Consider the following 18,846-nt stretch of genomic DNA (forward strand, 5'->3'; position numbering starts at 1 on the left):
CTCACCAGAGAAGCCACCTAGAAAGGGAACAGCGGGCTGAGGAAGAAACGGTCGAACCAGCCTGGCTGACTCGCATCGGCAAACGCGCCGGTACCCGAATAGGTGATGCGTGCATCGGCGACGCGGGTCGACGACACGGTGTTGTCGGTGGCGATGTCATCGGCGCGAACGAGGCCGGCAATCCGCACCAGCTCATCGCCGGTGTTGAGGGTCAGCCACTTCTCGCCGCGCACGGCGATGATGCCGTTGGGCAACACGTCGGCGACGGTCACGGTAATCGAACCGGTCAGGCTGTTGCTCTGGCCGGACTTGCTGTCGCCCTTCGTTGAGCGGTCGGCGCTATAGCCGGCGTTCAGACTCAGGTCGTTGCCACCGATCGGGTTATTGGTGGTCAGGCTGGAGCCGAACAACGAGGTCAGGCCGATCTTGTTATCGCTGTTCTTGTCCATCTGCGAGTTGGCGTTCTTGCTCGCCTGGGTGCGCTCGTTCAGGGTAATGGTGATGATGTCACCGACCCGGAACGCCTTGCGGTCGCTGTACAGGTTCTGTTCGAAACCGGCCTGGTAGATCGAGCCGTTATTGGCGGCAGCCGGCAGCGGCGTGCGCGGCAACACCGGGGCGTAGTAAGGGTCATTGGGCTTGGGCGGCGGAGCGACGCAGCCCGCGAGCACGACGACCCCACTCAGTGCCAGAACAGATACAAAGCGATTCATGACCCTACCTCACGGTGTTGCAGGCGACCTCATGGCCGCCTCATAGACTTGATTACAGATTCTGCGTTACGAACGAGAGCATCTGGTCGGCGGTGGAGATCACCTTGGAGTTCATCTCGTAGGCGCGCTGAGTGGTGATCATGTTGACCATCTCTTCAACGGTGCTGACGTTGGACGTTTCCAGGGTGTTCTGCAGCGTGGTGCCGAAACCGGCGAGGCCCGGGGTGCCGACTTGCGGCGCGCCACTGGCAGCGGTTTCCAGGAACAGGTTGTTACCCACCGCTTGCAGACCGGCCGGGTTGATGAAGTCGGCGGTTTGCAGGTTGCCGATCACCTGGGAGGCCGGGTTGCCGGCAACGGTGATGGAGACGGTGCCGTCACGGCCGACAGTGAAGGTCTGGGCATCGTTCGGAATGACAATCGCTGGCTCCAGGGCGAAGCCGCTGGCGTTGACGATCTGGCCATTGGAATCCAGGTGGAACGTACCGTCACGGGTGTAGGACGTGGTGCCGTCCGGCTGCAAAATCTGAAAGAAACCGCGACCGTCGATGGCCATGTCCAACGGCTGCTCGGTGGTTTGCAGGCTACCGGCGGTGAAGTTTTTCTGGGTGCCGACGATGCGCACACCGGTACCCACTTGCAGACCCGACGGCAATTCGCTGTCCTGGGTCGACTGGGCGCCTGGCTGACGCTTGATCTGATACAGCAAATCCTGGAACTCGGCGCGGTCACGTTTGAAACCCGTGGTCGATACGTTCGCCAGGTTGTTGGAAATGGTGGTGAGGTTGGTGTCCTGTGCGGACAGACCTGTTTTGGCAACCCATAGAGCCGGAAGCATTCGATTCTCCTCGTGCGCCTGTTTTACGGCGCGACGTTCTGATAATTAGCTGATCTGCAAGACCCGAGCCATGGCCTGGTCATCGTCTTTGGCGGTGTTCATCATCTTGATGTGCAGCTCGAACTGCTTGGCCAGCGCCAGCACCGAGGTCATTTCTTCCACGGCATTGACGTTGCTCGACTCAAGGAACCCGGACACCAGTTTGACGTTGGCATCGGCCTGCGCCGGCTTGCCGTCCTTGGTATGGATCGAACCGTCCAGGCCTTTAGTCATGTTCTTGAAGTCTGGGTTGACCAGTTTGATACGGTCGACTTCGGCCATCACGCGGGGACCTTCACCCATCGCACGGATGCTGATGGTGCCGTCTTCGCCGACTTCGATTTGCTGCTCTGGCGGCACGGCAATCGGCCCGCCATTGCCTACCACCGGCATACCGTTGCCGGCACGTAGCACGCCCAGCGCGTCAACGTTGAGGCTGCCGGTGCGCACGTAGCTTTCACCGCCATCGGGGTTCTGCACGGCGATCCAGCCGTTGCCTTGCACCGCGACATCGAGGTCGCGACCGGTTTGCACCAGCGAGCCCGCAGAGAAGTCGGTGGCAGGACGTTCGCTCATGGCAAATGCACGCGCCGGAAAGCTGTCACCAAACACCGGCATCGAACGGGCCTGTTCCAGGTCCTTCTGAAAACCGTTTGTAGAGATGTTCGCCAGGTTGTTCGCATGAGCCTTCTGCGCCAGTGCATTCTGGCTGGCGCCGGTCATTGCCACATAAAGGTACTTGTCCACACTCTTTCCTCTGCATGCCGGACGTTTGCCGCCCACCGCTGTACTGCTGAGCCATAAGCAATTTGCAGACCAACTTTTTTCTGGCGGCACAGGGCCCGGCAAACAAAGGACTTGAGGGATTCAGAGAGGATTGGGGGAATGTGTCGAAGACGAAAAACCGGCGCGATCATGCCGTTTGGCGGCAACACAGAGAACGCTGGGGCCGAATCGGCTACCAGCCTTTGACCCCGCTCATGTCGGGTAACTTGTGAGCAATGCCCTTATGACAGTCGATACAGGTGGCTTGACCCGAGGCCAGTGACGTGGAATGCATATTGGCGGCGCGTTTGCCCTGACGGGTGAAATCCATGAATTCGAAGTTATGGCAATTGCGGCACTCTCGGGAGTCGTTTGCCTTGAGCCGTCCCCACTCGTGCTCGGCCAGCTCACGCCGCATACCGACAAACTTTTCGCGGCTATCAATCGTTCCGAACACCTTTCCCCATACCTCTTTGGAAGCCTGCATCTTGCGGGCAATCTTATGAGTCCACTCATGGGGGACGTGACAGTCCGGACAGGTAGCTCGTACGCCAGAGCGATTGGTGTAGTGAATGGTTTCCTGCAGTTCGACAAAAACGTTGTCGCGCATTTCATGGCAGGAAATGCAGAACTTCTCGGTATTGGTCGCTTCCAGCGCGGTGTTGAAACCACCCCAGAAAATCACCCCGGCAACAAACCCGCCGAGCGTCAGAAAACCCAGGCTGTAATGCACACTGGGTCGACGCAGAATCCCCCAATAGTCTTTGAGCAGGACAAGCAAGGATTTCATGGCCTCTCCTCAAGGTTTCTGTTGGCCGTTGATTTCGTCTTGCAGCACCTGGTCAATGTTCTTGAAGCTATTGCCCACCAGTGGCTTAACGTCTTTCTGTGGCACGTGACACTGATTGCAGAAATACCGACGTGGCGAAACGGCTGCCAGCGCCTGACCATCACGGTCCATGTAGTGGGTGATACTGATCATCGGCGCCTGAGTACGTGCGCTGTTTGCGCGGCTGTGACAGGACAGACACTTGTTACTGTTCTTGTCGATGTGATACCCCCGAATACTGTGCGGGATAGTGGGCGGCTGTTCGGGATAATTGCGCTCGCGCTTGAGGTCCTTGTTCTCGTCATCAACAATCGGCGGAGCCGGCAACTCCTGGGTCAAGGTCCCTCCGGCTCGCCGGCCATCCGGTGCAGGAGCATTCAGCGGGTAAGCGGGCTCCGTCGCGAATGCCGCGGGCATCCAAGCCAACAGAGCGGCAAGCAAGGACAGCGAACGACTCTTCATCTGAGCTCTCCTTATGCCGTCTTGATCAACTCAATCCTGATCGCACATTTTTTGTAATCAGTTTGTTTGGAGATGGGGTCCGTCGCATCAAGCGTGACCTTGTTGATCAGCTTGTTGGCATCGAAAAACGGTACAAAGACCAGGCCTTGTGGTGGTTTGTTGCGCCCTCGGGTTTCGATGCGCGCACGCATCTCACCGCGTCGACTGATCAGCTTCACTTCACTGCCTCGACGGGCATTCAAGGCTTGGGCATCGGCCGGGTGCATGTAGACCAACGCGTCGGGAACCGCCTTATAAAGTTCCTCGACCCGCTGAGTCATAGTCCCGGTGTGCCAATGTTCAAGTACCCGGCCGGTACTCAACCAGAATGGAAAGTCCGCGTCGGGGGATTCCGCAGGTGGCTCGTAGGGGAGCGCGAAGATGATCGCCTTCTTGTCGGGATAGCCGTAAAACTGCACACCACTCCCCTTCTCCACATAGGGGTCATACCCTTCCCGGAAACGCCAACGTGTTTCCTTGCCCTCGACGACGGGCCATCGCAACCCGCGCTCGGTGTGGTAGCGATCAAATGGGGCCAGGTCATGACCGTGCCCACGGCCGAATTGGGCATACTCTTCGAACAACCCTTTTTGCAGGTAAAAACCAAACTCCCGGGCCTCGTCGTTTTGATAGCCCGCCTCCATCTGATCAAGCGGGAATTGATCGACCTGACCGTTCTTGAACAACACCTCATACAGGGTTTTACCCTTGTACTGCGGTGAGGCGGACAACAATTCCTCGGGCCAGACCTCGTCCGTTTTAAAGCGCTTGGAAAACTCGACCAGTTGCCAGAGATCCGATTTGGCGTCACCCGGCGCCGAGACCAATTGATGCCAGAACTGCGTACGACGTTCGGCATTGCCGTAAGCACCTTCTTTCTCGACCCACATCGCGGTGGGCAGAATCAGATCGGCCGCCTGGGCGGACACGGTGGGATACACATCCGAGACCACCACAAAGTTCTCAGGATTGCGCCACCCCGGCAGCACTTCCTGCATGATGTTCGGGCCGGCCTGCATGTTGTTGCTGGCCATCGTCCAATACACATTGAGCACACCATCTTTGAGCATGCGGCTCTGCTGCACGGCATGAAAACCGACCTTTTCATTGATGGTGCCCGGCGGCACTTTCCAGATTTGCTCTGCCTTGGCGCGATGCGTCGGGTTGGTGACCACCAGGTCGGCCGGCAAGCGATGGGAGAACGTTCCCACTTCACGCGCCGTCCCGCAGGCCGAAGGCTGGCCCGTCAGGGAGAACGGGCTGTTGCCCGGCTCGCTGATTTTTCCGGTCAGCAGGTGGATGTTGTAAATCAGGTTATTAGCCCAGACGCCCCGCGTGTGCTGGTTAAAACCCATGGTCCAGAATGAGACCACCTTGCGCTTCGGGTCGGCATACAGTTCGGCTAATGCCTTGAGACGCTCGGCCGGCACGCCGGTTTCCCTGGCGGTACGCTCAAGGGTGTAAGGTTTCACGAAAGCTGCAAATTGCTCAAAGTCGATGTCGGTCCAGGTGTTCGCCTTGGCGGCATTGCGGGCCTTCATCTCCAGCGGGTTATCGGCACGCAGGCCGTATCCGATGTCATCCGTACCTTTGGCGAACCTGGTGTGTTTGCTGACAAAATCTTTGTTGACCGAGCCGCTTTCAATGATGTGGTTGGCAATGTAATTGAGAATAAACAGGTCAGTCTGTGGCTTGAACACCATGGGAATGTCGGCCAACTCAAAACTGCGATGCTCGAATGTCGACAGTACCGCAACCTTGACGCTGGGCTGACTTAATCGGCGATCCGCCACCCGGCTCCAAAGAATCGGATGCATCTCCGCCATGTTTGAACCCCACAAAACGAACGCATCGGTAACTTCGATATCGTCATAACACCCCATCGGCTCATCGATACCAAACGTACGCATAAACCCCATGACCGCAGAGGCCATGCAATGACGCGCATTGGGGTCAATGTTATTCGTGCGAAATCCCGCCTTCATCAACTTGTTGGCCGCATAACCTTCCCAAATGGTCCACTGACCTGAACCGAACATTGCGACGGACTCGGCCCCCTTGTTTTTCAGCGCCTCCTTAAACTTCAACTCCATGACATCAAAAGCCTGATTCCAGGACACCGGTTGAAACTCGCCTTGTTTGTCATAGTGCCCGTTGGTCATGCGCAACAAAGGCTGAGTCAGGCGATCAACGCCGTACATAATCTTCGATAAAAAGTAGCCTTTGACGCAGTTCAACCCGCGATTGACCTCGGCTTTCACATCACCATGAGTGGCGACCACCCGATTGTCCTTGGTCGCCACCATGACGCTGCACCCGGTACCGCAAAAGCGGCAAGGTGCTTTATTCCAATCCAGCGCCACCCGGTCTTCTTCGGTGATCAGGTTGCTGGCAGACGTAAACACCGGGAGCCCCGCCGCCGCTGCGGCGATCCCGGCAGCGTGGGCTTTGACAAACTCTCGCCGAGTCATAGGCATGTGTTTTCTCCCGTCACATCGAGAATTTCGTGATAAACGAGGGAGGCATTGAGCACACCGGGCAAGCTGTTGATCTGACCGATGCACTGAGAAATCTCGCTTTCTTCTTCCATCTCCAGCACAACCACCAGTTTGCCGGCAGGACTTTCCTGATGCAGTTCAACGCCATTGAGCAATCGCAAGTTGGCTTTCACCGCCTCGAACAACTCAGGACGGGCAAGCACCACCAGACTGACAATATGCAGCGTCATTTCCATGACCAGTACTCCCCGTCTTGTTGCAAAGATGGACAACAATCAATGAGGTGGGCCAGGAGGGCCAAGCAGCATTTGCAGAAACCAGACAAAGAAACCGTAACCACCCACTATCGCCACCGACAGCAATGGAAAAAGAACAACAATCAGAAAAAGGAACAGACGAGTTTCTTTGCGCACTCGCTGGGTAGGGTCATCCATTGATGGCATGGTTATCGCTCCTGCCAAACGTTGAGTTCAGCCTAGATGACCAACCTGGTAACTTCCACGAATCGGATCAACGGTAAAGAGAAAACGTTTCAAATACGATTTAGAAGCACTAGATAATAACTACCAGCCAACAACCATTCTTATTGTATTAATTCGCTATTGAACAACGTTAACGCTCACGTTTTGCCAACTTCATAGTCACGCAACTTATTGGCAATGGTCGTATGCGAAACCCCCAGCCGCTTGCCCAGTTGCCGACTGCTCGGATGCTCGGAATACAACCGCTCCAGCACCGCCTTCTCAAAGCGCCCGACAATCTCGTCCAAGCCGCCCTCAAGGGAAAAATCGCCAAGTGGCTGACGCACCCCGTAGTCCGGCAGACGAATGTGCTCAGCTTTGACGGTGCCGCCGTCGCATAGGGAAACTGCCTGGAACAGTACGTTTTCCAACTGCCGCACATTACCCGGCCAGTGATAGTGACTGAGCCGCTCCATCGCCGCCGGCGCCAGTTTCGGCAACGGACAACCGATCTGCCGACTGGCCTGATCGAGGAAGTGTTCTACCAGCGGCGCCAGTCCGTCGAGGCATTCGCGCAGCGGCGGGATGTGCAACGAAAGCACATTCAAGCGGTGGTACAAGTCCTGGCGAAACTCACCGCGAGCGCACAGCTCGGACAAGTCCACTTGCGTTGCGCAGATCACCCGCACATCCAGATAAACCTCTTCATCACTGCCAACACGACGGAAGCAACCGTCCTGCAGAAAGCGCAGCAATTTCACCTGCAAGCGCGGGCTCATTTCGCCGACGCCGTCGAGGAACAACGTACCGCCCGCCGTCAGCTCCAACAGCCCAAGCTTGCCTTCGGCCCGCGCCCCTTCGAAAGCACCGGGACCGTAGCCGAACAGTTCGGTCTCGGCCATGGACTCCGGCAGACCGGCGCAGTTGAGCGCCATCAGCGGTGATTGCCCACGCGGGCTCGCCAAGTGACAGGCCCGCGCCAACAACTCTTTGCCGGTGCCGGTTTCGCCTTCTATCAATAGCGGCGCATCCAGTGGTGCCATGCGCCGCGCTTCGCGCACCACCGCCGCCATCACTTTCGAGCTCTGGAAAATGCTGTCGAAGCCGCGCAACTCCTGCTTGCGCACGTTATAGATGCGCTCGCCCACCCGATCCGCCCGGTGCAACGTCAACACCGCGCCGGCCATGGCCTCGCTTTCGTCATGCTCCGATTGCAGCGGCGCGATGTCGGCGAGAAACACGTCACCCTTGACCTTTACCCGCAAGCCGTTGATCCGCGACTTGTTGGCGCGCACCAGCTCCGGCAAATCGAAATCCTCGGCGTACCGCGACAGTGGAATCCCCGGCACCTCGTCCACCCGCACCCCGAGCAACTGCGCCGCCGCACGGTTGGCCGCGACGATGGAGCCGCCCATGTCGATCGACAGCACCGGAAACTCCAAGGCACCGAGCAAGGCATTGAGTTCCATGTGCCGACGCTCGCTGGGCATCAGCCCTACGCGCTTGACGCCGAATACCCCGCCAATCGCCTCGAACTTCGGACGCAACGCCTGGAACTGAATATTGATCAGGTTCGGGCAGTGCAGATAGATCGCATTGCCGTGCTCACCACCCACTTCGCCGCGGGCGACGTTGATCCCGTACTCGACCAGCAGATTGAGAATGTCGCGCAGGATACCGATGCGGTTCTGGCAGTGAACTTTGATACGCATATAAAGGCCCGTAACAGCGGTGAGTGAGGTTGATGTCGCACAACAGGGTATTCGCAGTGCACTCGGAGGTATTTTTTTGCCGAGCGGCTCAGTTAGTCGTCAAGATTATGTGACAGGCAGAACGCTTTTCAAACCCGGAAAACTCAATACTTGCGCCATAGCGATCAATCCGTAACGAATACTTTACGAAAAGCGCAGATTTTTCCTACATGCAACGACAATCACCTGCTGCAACACCGCACTCCTTCGGGTATTTCTAGGTCTATAGCTGTACACACAACAAGAACGAATCCCCTAGCAGGAGAGCAGCATGAAGCAGACGCAATACGTGGCTCGTGAGCCCGATGCGCAAGGTTTTATCGACTACCCCGCCGAAGAACACGCGGTGTGGAACACGCTGATCACTCGCCAGCTGAAAGTGGTCGAGGGCCGTGCGTGCCAGGAATACCTGGACGGTATCGAAAAACTCGGTCTGCCCCACGACCGCATTCCGCAACTCGGTGAAATCAACAAGGTCCTCGGTGAAACCACCGGTTGGCAGGTTGCCCGAGTCCCCGCGCTGATTCCCTTCCAGACCTTTTTCGAATTGCTGGCAAACAAGCAGTTCCCGGTGGCGACGTTTATTCGTACCCGTGAAGAGCTGGATTACCTGCAAGAACCGGACATTTTCCACGAGATCTTTGGCCACTGTCCGTTGCTGACCAACCCCTGGTTCGCCGAATTCACCCACACCTACGGCAAACTTGGCCTACAGGCTTCCAAGGAAGAACGCGTGTACCTGGCGCGCCTGTACTGGATGACCATCGAGTTCGGTCTGGTCGACACCCCGCAAGGCCTGCGCATCTACGGTGGCGGTATTTTGTCCTCGCCAAAAGAAACCGTTTACTGCCTGTCGGACGAGCCTGAGCATCAGGCGTTCGACCCGCTGGAATGCATGCGCACGCCGTACCGCATCGACATCTTGCAACCGTTGTACTTTGTTCTGCCGAACCTCAAGCGCCTGTTCGATCTGGCCCACGAAGACATCATGGGCATGGTCAAGCAAGGTATGCAGCTGGGGTTGCACACGCCGAAATTTCCGCCAAAGCCCAAAGCGGCCTGAGCAGATCCCGCTCGCGACTTGCGCGCAAAGATAGTAATTTCCAACAAGAATCGAATTCAGGAATACACCATGAACGCTCTGAACCAAGCCCATTGCGAAGCCTGCCGCGCCGATGCCCCTCAGGTCAGCGACGAAGAATTGCCGATCCTGATCAAGCAAATCCCTGACTGGAACATCGAAGTCCGCGACAGCGTGATGCAGCTGGAAAAAGTTTTCCTGTTCAAGAATTTCAAACACGCGCTGGCATTCACCAACGCCGTCGGTGAAATCTCCGAGGCCGAAGGTCACCACCCGGGCCTGCTGACCGAATGGGGCAAAGTCACCGTGACTTGGTGGAGCCACTCCATCAAAGGCCTGCACCGCAACGACTTCATCATGGCCGCGCGCACTGACGAAGTGGCGAAGAACGCCGAGGGCCGCAAATAATGCATTTCGACGCCATCGGTCGAGTACCCGGCGACCCGATTCTCGGCCTGATGGAGGCCTATGCGCTGGACCCTAACCCGCGCAAATTCGACCTCGGCGTGGGTGTCTATAAAGACGCCCAGGGCCTGACGCCAATCCCTGAAGCGGTGAAGCTCGCCGAGCAGCACTTGGTGGAGCGTCAATCCACCAAGACCTACATCGGCGGCCACGGCAATGTAGCGTTCGGCAAGGTCATCAACGAGTTGGTGCTTGGCGCTGACTCGGCGCTGATCGCTGAACAACGGGCCGGCGCTACTCAAACGCCGGGCGGTACCGGTGCGCTGCGTTTGAGCGCCGACTTCATCGCCCAATGCTTGCCGGGCCGTGGCGTGTGGTTGAGCAACCCGACCTGGCCGATTCACGAAACCATTTTCGCGGCGGCCGGGGTCAAGGTCAGTCATTACCCGTACGTGGGCAGCGATAACCGTCTCGATGTGGAAGCGATGCTGGCGGTGCTCAATGAAGCCCCCAAAGGCGATGTGGTTCTGCTGCATGCCTGCTGCCACAACCCGACCGGTTTCGATCTGTCCCATGACGATTGGCGTCGAGTGCTGGACGTGGTGCGCAGTCGCGATTTGCTGCCACTGATCGACTTCGCCTATCAAGGCTTCGGCGACGGCCTGGAGCAAGATGCCTGGTCGACCCGGCTGTTCGCCGCCGAGTTGCCGGAAGTGCTGATCACCAGTTCCTGCTCGAAGAACTTCGGCCTGTACTGCGACCGCACCGGCGCACTGATTGTCTGCGCACAAACCGCCGACAAACTGGTGGATATCCGCAGCCAACTGGCCAACATCGCCCGTAACCTGTGGTCGACGCCACCGGATCATGGCGCCGCCGTGGTTGCGACCATCCTCGGCGATCCAGAGCTGAAAAGCCGCTGGGCCGACGAAGTGGAAGCCATGCGCTTGCGTATCGCCCAGTTGCGCAGCGGTCTGGTCGAAGCGCTTGAACCCCATGGCTTGCGCGAGCGATTTGCGCACATTGGTGTGCAACGCGGGATGTTTTCCTACACCGGTTTGTCGCCGGAACAGGTCAAGCAACTGCGCGAGCATCACAGCGTGTACATGGTCAGCTCGGGCCGGGCTAACGTGGCGGGGATTGATGCGACACGTCTGGACTTGCTGGCCGAAGCTATCGCTGACGTCTGCAAGTAACCATCAAGCACTGCAAGTCACTTTGTGGGAGTGGGCTTGCTCGCGAAAGCGGAGTGTCAGTCGACATCATCGTTGCCTGACACACCGCTTTCGCGAGCAAGCCCGCTCCCACATTTCAATGGTGTCGCCCTCTCTTGCTGACCTGTCTAGACAATCCCATCCGTCGCAACAATTGGATATAAAAGTCTTTTTGTCATTTCTCCTGCTGTATCCTGCCCAGGCTTTTTAAAAGCGCGGATCTACCAGATCTATCAACAGACTTAGCGAGGAGCGCGACATGCACGAGATCCCTAATCTCCCCTTCCCAAGCCTGCACGAAACTGAGCAGACAACCACGCAACAAGCCGGTGCCCAACAGCCCGAGACGAAAGAAGCACCTGAACGCCGCCAGGCCGACAGCGAAGACTGATACCTGCACGACCAGACCGTGTGGAAAGCGCTAATATGCGCTTTCCACACCGCCTGAACCTTGAGCTTTCCCATGACCGATGAATCCAGCGTCACATTCAACGAAGCTCAGGCCAGCGTCCTGATCGGCACCGCCGAGAAGATGATCGAGATCTGGAACCGCCTTTCCCCCGAGAAACGAGCCGCGTTGCTGGCACGCTTCGGCAGTGAAGAAAACGCCTTGGCCGCCCTGGTCACGACGCAACTGGTTGCCCCCGCAAAATCCTGATTTTCCCCATCCGGCAAATAGTTTTACTTTTTCACGACCCGCGACCGCCCACGCCGTTATCATAAGCAGCCTATCTATCCTGCTGCCCCGTGGACCTTTACCCATGTCAGAAACCCAGCGCCCCATGGCGGTCACGCTGCAAGTCGTTTCCATCGTCCTGTTCACGTTCATCGGTTACTTGAATATCGGCATTCCCCTGGCCGTATTGCCGGGCTATGTCCACAGCGACCTCGGTTTCGGCGCCGTGATCGCCGGGCTGGTAATCAGTGTGCAATACCTGGCCACCCTGCTCAGCCGCCCTTACGCCGGGCGCATCATCGATAACAAGGGCAGCAAACTGGCGGTGATGTACGGTCTCGCCGGCTGTGGTTTGAGCGGTGTGTTCATGTTGATTTCGGCCTGGACGCAAAGCCTGCCGATGTTGAGCCTGATCAGCCTGTTGATCGGCCGACTGGTACTCGGCAGCGCAGAAAGCCTGGTCGGTTCCGGATCGATCGGCTGGGGGATCGGCCGGGTCGGTGCAGCGAACACCGCCAAGGTCATCTCCTGGAACGGCATCGCCAGTTACGGCGCGCTGGCGGTCGGCGCGCCGTTGGGGGTGCTGCTGGTGAGTCAACTGGGTTTGTGGAGCATGGGCGTGAGCATCGTGCTGCTGGCCGTTCTGGGCCTGGCGCTGGCCTGGCCAAAGACCGCTGCACCGATCGTTGTCGGCGAACGCCTGCCGTTCATGCATGTGCTGGGGCGCGTGCTGCCTCACGGCTGCGGTCTGGCCTTGGGCTCCATCGGCTTTGGCACCATCGCCACATTCATTACCCTGTATTACGCCACTCAGCACTGGTCCAACGCGGTGCTGTGCCTGAGCCTGTTCGGCGCCAGTTTCATCGGTGCGCGATTGCTGTTCGGTAACCTGATCAACCGCCTCGGCGGCTTTCGCGTGGCGATTGCCTGCCTCTCGGTTGAAACCCTCGGGTTACTGCTACTGTGGCTGGCACCCGATGCCCATTGGGCACTGGCCGGCGCGGCGCTGAGCGGTTTCGGCTTCTCACTGGTGTTCCCGGCATTGGGCGTGGAAGCGGTCAACCTGGTGCCCGCCTCCAGCCGTGGCGCGGCGGTTGGGGCGTACTCGCTGTTCATCGATTTGTCGCTGGGGATTACCGGTCCGCTGGCGGGTGCGATTGCGGCTGGATTTGGCTTTGCCTCGATCTTCCTGTTTGCCGCGTTGGCCGCTCTAAGCGGTTTGGCACTGAGCATCTATTTGTACCGACAAGCGCCAAAGCACCTTAATGAAAAACACCGCGAAGAACACGACGCCCGTTAGAAATCCACCTTGCCACGCCCTGCCTTGATGCTGCCGCGTTTGGTCTTGGATTCCAGCCGACGCTTCTTCGAACCGAGGGTCGGCTTGGTCGGGCGGCGTTTCTTTTCAACCTTGGTGGCGCTGAGGATCAACTCGGTCAACCGCTCCAGCGCATCGGCGCGATTGGCTTCCTGCGTACGGTATTGCTGGGCCTTGATAATCAACACACCTTCACTGGTGATGCGGCTGTCACGCAGCGCCAGCAGCCGTTCCTTGTAGAACTCGGGCAAGGACGAGGCCGGAATATCGAAGCGCAAGTGCACGGCGCTGGAGACCTTGTTGACGTTCTGCCCACCGGCGCCTTGCGCACGAATGGCCGTCAACTCGATCTCCGCATCCGGCAGATGCACATTGTTGGAAATCACCAGCATGGAAAAAAGTCCGTATTCAGAGCAAGCAGGATACCGCGAATAGACAGAAGGAATGCGGCCCCTGTGGGAGCGTGGCTTGCCCGCGATTCAGGCGCCGCGGTTCATCAGGCATACCGCGTTATCGTTCATCGCGGGCAAGCCACGCTCCCACAGGAGTTTGTAGGGAACCCATAAATGACAAACCCGGCACATGGCCGGGTTTGTTGTTTCTGCGCTTGGCACTTACTTGGCAGCGGAACCCGCAGCCTGCAACGCCTGCTGGGCGCTGCGCTTGTTCTTGATGCCGTAGCAGATCCACATGAACGCGACCCACACCGGAATCGCATACACCGAGATCTGGATGCCCGGAATCAGCAGCATCACGCCAAGGATGAACACCACGAACGCCAGGCAAACATAGTTGCCGTACGGGTACCACAGGGCCTTGAACAGCGGCGTCTGTTTGGTCTTGTTCATGTGTTGACGGAACTTGAAGTGCGAGAAGCTGATCATCGCCCAGTTGATCACCAGGGTGGCCACCACCAGCGACATCAACAGTTCCAGCGCGTTTTGCGGGATCAGGTAGTTCAGCAATACCGCGATCAAAGTCACAGCGGCCGACGCCAGGATCGAACGCACTGGCACACCACGCTTGTCGATCTTCGACAAAACCTTCGGCGCATCGCCCTGCTCGGCCATGCCCAGCAGCATACGGCTGTTGCAGTAGGTGCCGCTGTTGTACACCGACAGCGCCGCGGTCAGGACCACAAAGTTGAGGATGTGCGCGGCGGTGTTGCTGCCGAGCATCGAGAACACCTGCACGAACGGGCTGCCGCTATACGCGTCGCCGGAAGCATTCAGGGTTGCCAACAGACTGTCCCAAGGGGTCAGCGACAGCAGGACCACCAGCGCACCGATGTAGAAAATCAGGATCCGGTAGATCACCTGATTGATGGCTTTCGGGATCACGGTTTTCGGCTTGTCGGCTTCAGCGGCGGTGAAACCGAGCATTTCCAGGCCGCCGAAGGAGAACATGATGATCGCCATGGCCATCACCAGTCCGCTGACACCGTTCGGGAAGAAGCCACCGTGAGACCACAGGTTGGTCACCGAGGCTTGCGGGCCGCCATGGCCGCTGACCAGCAGATAGCTGCCCAGGGCAATCATGCCGACAATCGCCACAACCTTGATGATCGCGAACCAGAACTCAGCCTCACCGAAGACTTTGACGTTGGCCAGGTTGATCAGGTTGATCAATACGAAGAACCCGGCTGCCGATACCCAAGTCGGGATATCCGGCGCCCAGTAGTGGATGTATTTGCCGACCGCGGTCAGCTCCGACATGCCCACCAGAATGTACAGAATCCAGCAGTTCCAACCCGACAGGAAGCCGGCAAAACCGCCCCAGTACTTGTGGGCGAAGTGGCTGAATGAACCAGCGACCGGCTCTTCGACAATCATTTCGCCGAGTTGGCGCATGATCATGAAAGCGATGAAGCCGCAGATGGCGTAGCCGAGGATCATCGACGGGCCGGCGGATTTGAGCACGCCGGCCGAGCCGAGGAACAACCCGGTACCGATCGCGCCACCGAGGGCGATCAGTTGAATATGGCGATTTTTCAGGCCGCGTTTCAGCTCGCCTGAATGCGAGTTTTGTCCACTCATGAAAAAGGTCTCACGCAAGGTTTGATGATGTTCAGTAGACGTTGCTGCTCAGTTGCGATTTCAAGCAGCGCCGATCAAACCCCAGCGCAGGCACCAGGAGTTCAGCGTTTTTACGACAGTCATGCGTCACCTGTTTGTTTTTATCTGTGACGAAATCGAACCCGACACGCTCGTGACGCGGCGGAGTGAACAAGGCGGATAGCCTTGAGGTTTGCGCGATTGCGCAGAAGGTCACAGTTAAAACGCGGCGCATTGTACACCTGTAACCCCCTGCTGCCAGACACCGCTGGATCAGCGCGTCGGTTGCCGGGATTGCCTGTGTCCGCCTCGAGGGTCTCGGGCGACTGCAAAAATTGAGTCAGACCTTTGCAGGTCATTGATAAGGGCAGCGGAAAAATCGCCCTTTGGGGAGAGATGGAGATGAGTCACGGCGTTCATTGCGCCTCCTTCTTGTTATGCACCTGCACGACAGGCATGGGGCGCATCTCACCCTTCATACGCTGCTGAAACAAGCGTGCCAGAGCCCTTGAAGACTACAAACCCGGCGGTTGGCGGAAGCTTTTCCTTACAGACCTTTCCTCGGCAGCATTCCATGGGGTTTGAGACGGGTTTTCGTAACGTTTTATTTACAAGGCGTAACGCAAGTTTTCCAAATCAGATTCAGAAGACCACTGACTGTAAATTGACGATAGGAAGCTTCCTAAGGAAATGTCCTGCTTAGTTTTCTGTTTTTTATTAAGAAAACTGGCTTTCTAAAAATGGAATAAATAGTTCAAATTAAAATTGTTTAATTATTTTTTTGCATTTTAAAAACCTGTGAACTAGGTTTTCAGCGACTTGCCGAGCCGCATCGACCGGCACGTTGACGCGCTCTTCAACGAGTGAAAAGCACGCCACTGCTCTTATCAAAAGTGTTCTTACCGAAGCTGTTCTTACCGAAGAAATCATCTAGGAGATTCACCATGCAAGCACTGGACAAAGACTTGGACACTGAACTGCAACTGGACGATTGGTTTGAAGCACCGACCCATGATGCCGCCGTCGAAATGATGCAAGCCGACGCGGTTGTTCCGTTCGGCACGGCGATGTGGCCTCTGTAAGACATCCCGTCAGGCACGATCCGGCCGGTCGTGCCTGCCACATTCTCGGTTTGTCAGGGAGGACTACATGGATAAGCAACGCGCCATCTCGCATTTCCTTTACTACCTCGAACATCACCCTGCCGTTGCCGGTATCAACCCGGCGAAGGTCTTGCTCGGCCATACCGCTGATTACGAGGCACTGACCGGCGCCATCGCCGAACAGGTCGGTAACAGCCCACAGTTCAGCTTCAGCGCGATGCGTCTGGACCTCGAACCCACGCAATTGCTGACCCAGGCGATTACCGACAGCGATCTGTACATTTTCTTCTACGATTCTTCCACCCTGCCCAACCCGCGTCCCGACGGCCCGGACTTTGTCCGTGCGCTGCAAGGCGTGATGGCGGAGAACTGGAAGAAGTCATTGTTGTTCAAGGATTACGGCGATTACTTCTACGACACCTTCAGTGTCACCCCGCAGCGAATTGCCGGGTTGAACAGCCACTTGATCCAGCGTATGTCCCACGCCACCACCCTGAGCTTCAAAGATGATCACGGGTCGTGGTTCGAAACACCCTTGAGCAGTATCAAGAAGTGGACCGACATCAACGGTATCGGCAACTTCGACCTGGCGCCCGGCGAGATCGCTACTCATAGCGAGGCCATTAATGGCCGGGTAAAGTTTATGGGGACTTTCCTCAGTACGATTCCATTTGCCCGCAAGTACGGCGTATTGGCGTCACCCCTGGAGTTGTGGATCGAGAACTCGACCATCAGCAAAATCGCGACCGATGTGCCGGGGCTGGAACATGACTTCAACAAGTACCTGGACGCCAATCCGTCCAATCGGCGAATCGAGGAGTTGGGGATCGGCACCAATGAAGGCGTGAAAGATTTGTATGCGCGCAATGCCGGGTTCGAGGAGCGCCATTGCGGCTTGCACCTTGGGCTGGGCGGTGGCGCCAAGGGCAGCCATCATTTGGACCTGATCTTCTCCGGTGGCGTGTTGGCGCTGGATGATGACCCGGTGTTTAACGGGCGGTTTGTCTTCTAGCTGATCGTTCCCATGCTCCGCGTGGGAATGCATCAATGGACGCTCCGCGTCCGCTTTCGAGAGGTGACGCGGAGCGTCACGGGCTGCATTCCCACGCGGAGCGTGGGAACGATCAAAAGCAGACCCAAAAAAAACGCCATCCCGAGGGATGGCGTTTTTCATGCAGCGCTTACCGATTACTCAGGCTTGCGACGACCGAAGCCCGGACGCTGGCCGGAGCCGGCTGGTGCGCCGCGGCGTTTGCCCGATGGCGCGTCACGGTCGACCAGCACGATGCCAGGGCGTTTCTTCGGCGCTGGCTTGGCCGGGCGCTTGGTATCGGCCGGGCGATCTGCCACGGGCGTACCACGACCGGCAGGCGCGCCGCGATCGCTACGACCACCGGACGGAGCACCACGGCCTTCGCCACGTTCAGTGCGACCGTTGGCCGGACGTGGCGTACGTGGACCGCGCTCGCCGTCAGCACGAGGTGCTGCTGGTTTGCGGGCTGGACGCTCGCCTTCGATATGCGGTTCACGAGTATCACGTGGAGTAGCCGCTGTCTGGTTGCCAGCAGCTGGACGCAACGTACGCACGCGCTCGGTCTTGCCCATCGGACGCGACGATTTACGCTGCATCCGATCGAGCTTGTCTTTGCTCTTGGCGTTCATCTGCGGCATCGCCACCGGCGTCAGGCCGACTTCAGCACTGAGAATGTCGACTTCGTACTGGCTCATTTCGCGCCAGCGGCCCATCGGCAGGTCGGAGTTGAGGAATACCGGACCGAAACGCACGCGCTTCAAGCGGCTAACCACCAGACCCTGGGATTCCCACAGACGACGGACTTCGCGGTTACGACCTTCCATCACCACGCAGTGGTACCAGTGGTTGAAACCTTCGCCACCCGGAGCCTGTTTGATGTCGGTGAACTTGGCCGGGCCGTCTTCGAGCACCACGCCTGCTTTCAGGCGTTCAATCATCTCGTCGTCGACTTCGCCACGTACACGTACCGCATATTCACGGTCCATTTCGTAGGATGGGTGCATCAGGCGGTTGGCCAATTCACCGTCGGTGGTGAACATCAGCAAACCGGTGGTGTTGATGTCCAGACGACCGATGTTGATCCAGCGACCTTCTTTCGGGCGCGGCATCTTGTCGAACACGGTCGGACGGCCTTCCGGGTCGACACGGGTGCAGATTTCACCGTCGGGTTTGTTGTACATGATCACGCGGCGTACCGACTCGGCGGCTTCTTCGCGCTTGATCACCCGGCCATCGATAGTGATGGCGTCGTGCATGTCGACACGCTGGCCGAGGGTGGCATCTTTGCCATTGACCTTGATGCGGCCGTGGCTGATCCAGGCTTCTACGTCACGGCGCGAGCCGACGCCGATACGGGCGAGGACTTTCTGCAGCTTTTCGCCTGCGGGGCCGATTTCCTGGTCGTCTTTCTGGTCGTTGATACTCATCTGGGCACCTCCCGGTGTGGTCTGTTCAGGCTTTTGCCTGAAGCGATGTAAATCTGGGTACTTTTTTGAAGCGCTTGGGCGAAGCGATCGCCGAAGGGTCGCGAATCATACGCTCATGGAGACGTTCGCGCATCAGAGAC

Annotated in this window: 20 protein-coding genes; 8 read left to right on the top strand and 12 right to left on the bottom strand. The window is 57.8% G+C overall.

The features are described 5' to 3' along the window. Positions 1 to 17: 17 nt before the first annotated feature. The 9 genes from flgH to AB4O41_RS09045 all read right to left on the bottom strand — a co-directional run bounded on the left by flgH (position 18) and on the right by AB4O41_RS09045 (position 8,356). Positions 18 to 713, bottom strand: coding sequence for a flagellar basal body L-ring protein FlgH (gene flgH / locus AB4O41_RS09005; protein WP_123360246.1), 696 nt, complete (start codon positions 711 to 713; stop codon positions 18 to 20). Between the two features lie 52 nt (positions 714 to 765). After that, entirely contained in the window at positions 766 to 1,551 is a 786-nt protein-coding gene (gene flgG, locus AB4O41_RS09010; RefSeq protein ID WP_008011001.1) for a flagellar basal-body rod protein FlgG, read from the bottom strand. Between the two features lie 45 nt (positions 1,552 to 1,596). Then, positions 1,597 to 2,337, bottom strand: coding sequence for a flagellar basal body rod protein FlgF (locus tag AB4O41_RS09015; protein WP_460147338.1), 741 nt, complete (start codon positions 2,335 to 2,337; stop codon positions 1,597 to 1,599). Between the two features lie 211 nt (positions 2,338 to 2,548). Continuing rightward, a complete protein-coding gene (locus AB4O41_RS09020; protein WP_367374689.1) occupies positions 2,549 to 3,145 on the bottom strand; it encodes a cytochrome c3 family protein in 597 nt (198 codons plus the stop codon). Positions 3,146 to 3,154: 9 nt separating this feature from the next. Continuing rightward, positions 3,155 to 3,646, bottom strand: a complete 492-nt coding sequence (locus tag AB4O41_RS09025; RefSeq protein ID WP_460147340.1) for a nitrate reductase cytochrome c-type subunit — start codon at positions 3,644 to 3,646, stop codon at positions 3,155 to 3,157. Positions 3,647 to 3,657: 11 nt separating this feature from the next. Then, the gene (gene napA, locus AB4O41_RS09030) at positions 3,658 to 6,162 is read right to left on the bottom strand and encodes a nitrate reductase catalytic subunit NapA (protein WP_460147342.1); all 2,505 of its coding nucleotides are present in this window, start codon (positions 6,160 to 6,162) and stop codon (positions 3,658 to 3,660) included. Next, entirely contained in the window at positions 6,153 to 6,419 is a 267-nt protein-coding gene (locus tag AB4O41_RS09035; protein ID WP_367374687.1) for a chaperone NapD, read from the bottom strand. Before AB4O41_RS09035 ends, napA begins: the two co-directional genes overlap by 10 nt. A gap of 39 nt (positions 6,420 to 6,458) precedes the next feature. Continuing rightward, entirely contained in the window at positions 6,459 to 6,626 is a 168-nt protein-coding gene (locus tag AB4O41_RS09040; RefSeq protein ID WP_460147344.1) for a periplasmic nitrate reductase, NapE protein, read from the bottom strand. Between the two features lie 176 nt (positions 6,627 to 6,802). Continuing rightward, entirely contained in the window at positions 6,803 to 8,356 is a 1,554-nt protein-coding gene (locus tag AB4O41_RS09045; RefSeq protein ID WP_367374685.1) for a sigma-54-dependent transcriptional regulator, read from the bottom strand. 310 nt (positions 8,357 to 8,666) lie between these two features. On the opposite strand from AB4O41_RS09045, the gene phhA reads away from it, so the two are divergent. The 6 genes from phhA to AB4O41_RS09075 all read left to right on the top strand — a co-directional run bounded on the left by phhA (position 8,667) and on the right by AB4O41_RS09075 (position 13,071). Beyond that, positions 8,667 to 9,458 carry a phenylalanine 4-monooxygenase gene (gene phhA / locus AB4O41_RS09050; protein ID WP_030131496.1) on the top strand — a complete coding sequence of 264 codons (792 nt, stop codon included), beginning with the start codon at positions 8,667 to 8,669 and terminating at the stop codon, positions 9,456 to 9,458. Positions 9,459 to 9,527: 69 nt separating this feature from the next. After that, entirely contained in the window at positions 9,528 to 9,884 is a 357-nt protein-coding gene (locus tag AB4O41_RS09055) for a 4a-hydroxytetrahydrobiopterin dehydratase (protein ID WP_007902503.1), read from the top strand. Continuing rightward, positions 9,884 to 11,077: an amino acid aminotransferase gene (locus AB4O41_RS09060; RefSeq protein ID WP_460147346.1), complete on the top strand. Its 1,194-nt coding sequence runs from the start codon at positions 9,884 to 9,886 to the stop codon at positions 11,075 to 11,077. The genes AB4O41_RS09055 and AB4O41_RS09060 overlap by 1 nt, the downstream gene beginning before the upstream one ends. Positions 11,078 to 11,354: 277 nt before the next feature. Further along, positions 11,355 to 11,486 (top strand): hypothetical protein, encoded by a 132-nt coding sequence (locus AB4O41_RS09065; protein WP_007902501.1) that lies wholly within the window; start codon positions 11,355 to 11,357, stop codon positions 11,484 to 11,486. Positions 11,487 to 11,558: 72 nt separating this feature from the next. Then, on the top strand, positions 11,559 to 11,753 hold the full coding sequence (locus AB4O41_RS09070) for a hypothetical protein (RefSeq protein WP_460147348.1): 195 nt from the start codon (positions 11,559 to 11,561) through the stop codon (positions 11,751 to 11,753). A gap of 103 nt (positions 11,754 to 11,856) precedes the next feature. Next, the gene (locus AB4O41_RS09075; protein WP_460147350.1) at positions 11,857 to 13,071 is read left to right on the top strand and encodes an MFS transporter; all 1,215 of its coding nucleotides are present in this window, start codon (positions 11,857 to 11,859) and stop codon (positions 13,069 to 13,071) included. Here the strand turns inward: AB4O41_RS09075 and arfB are convergent. Both arfB and AB4O41_RS09085 read right to left on the bottom strand, forming a co-directional pair. Next, a complete protein-coding gene (arfB, locus tag AB4O41_RS09080) occupies positions 13,068 to 13,481 on the bottom strand; it encodes an alternative ribosome rescue aminoacyl-tRNA hydrolase ArfB (protein ID WP_008010994.1) in 414 nt (137 codons plus the stop codon). The genes AB4O41_RS09075 and arfB overlap by 4 nt on opposite strands. Positions 13,482 to 13,703: 222 nt before the next feature. Further along, complete coding sequence (locus AB4O41_RS09085) at positions 13,704 to 15,125, bottom strand: amino acid permease (RefSeq protein WP_460147352.1); 1,422 nt, start codon at positions 15,123 to 15,125, stop codon at positions 13,704 to 13,706. Between the two features lie 962 nt (positions 15,126 to 16,087). Here AB4O41_RS09085 and AB4O41_RS09090 point away from each other — a divergent pair. Together AB4O41_RS09090 and AB4O41_RS09095 are read left to right on the top strand one after the other, a co-directional pair. Next, entirely contained in the window at positions 16,088 to 16,225 is a 138-nt protein-coding gene (locus tag AB4O41_RS09090; RefSeq protein ID WP_038979531.1) for a hypothetical protein, read from the top strand. Between the two features lie 67 nt (positions 16,226 to 16,292). Next, complete coding sequence (locus AB4O41_RS09095) at positions 16,293 to 17,258, top strand: M29 family metallopeptidase (protein ID WP_460147354.1); 966 nt, start codon at positions 16,293 to 16,295, stop codon at positions 17,256 to 17,258. Positions 17,259 to 17,434: 176 nt separating this feature from the next. Here AB4O41_RS09095 and rluB read toward each other — a convergent pair whose 3' ends face one another. Then, entirely contained in the window at positions 17,435 to 18,706 is a 1,272-nt protein-coding gene (gene rluB / locus AB4O41_RS09100) for a 23S rRNA pseudouridine(2605) synthase RluB (RefSeq protein WP_460147356.1), read from the bottom strand. Between the last annotated feature and the right edge of the window lie 140 nt (positions 18,707 to 18,846).

The sequence above is a fragment of the Pseudomonas sp. S2_A02 genome (assembly GCF_054668495.1).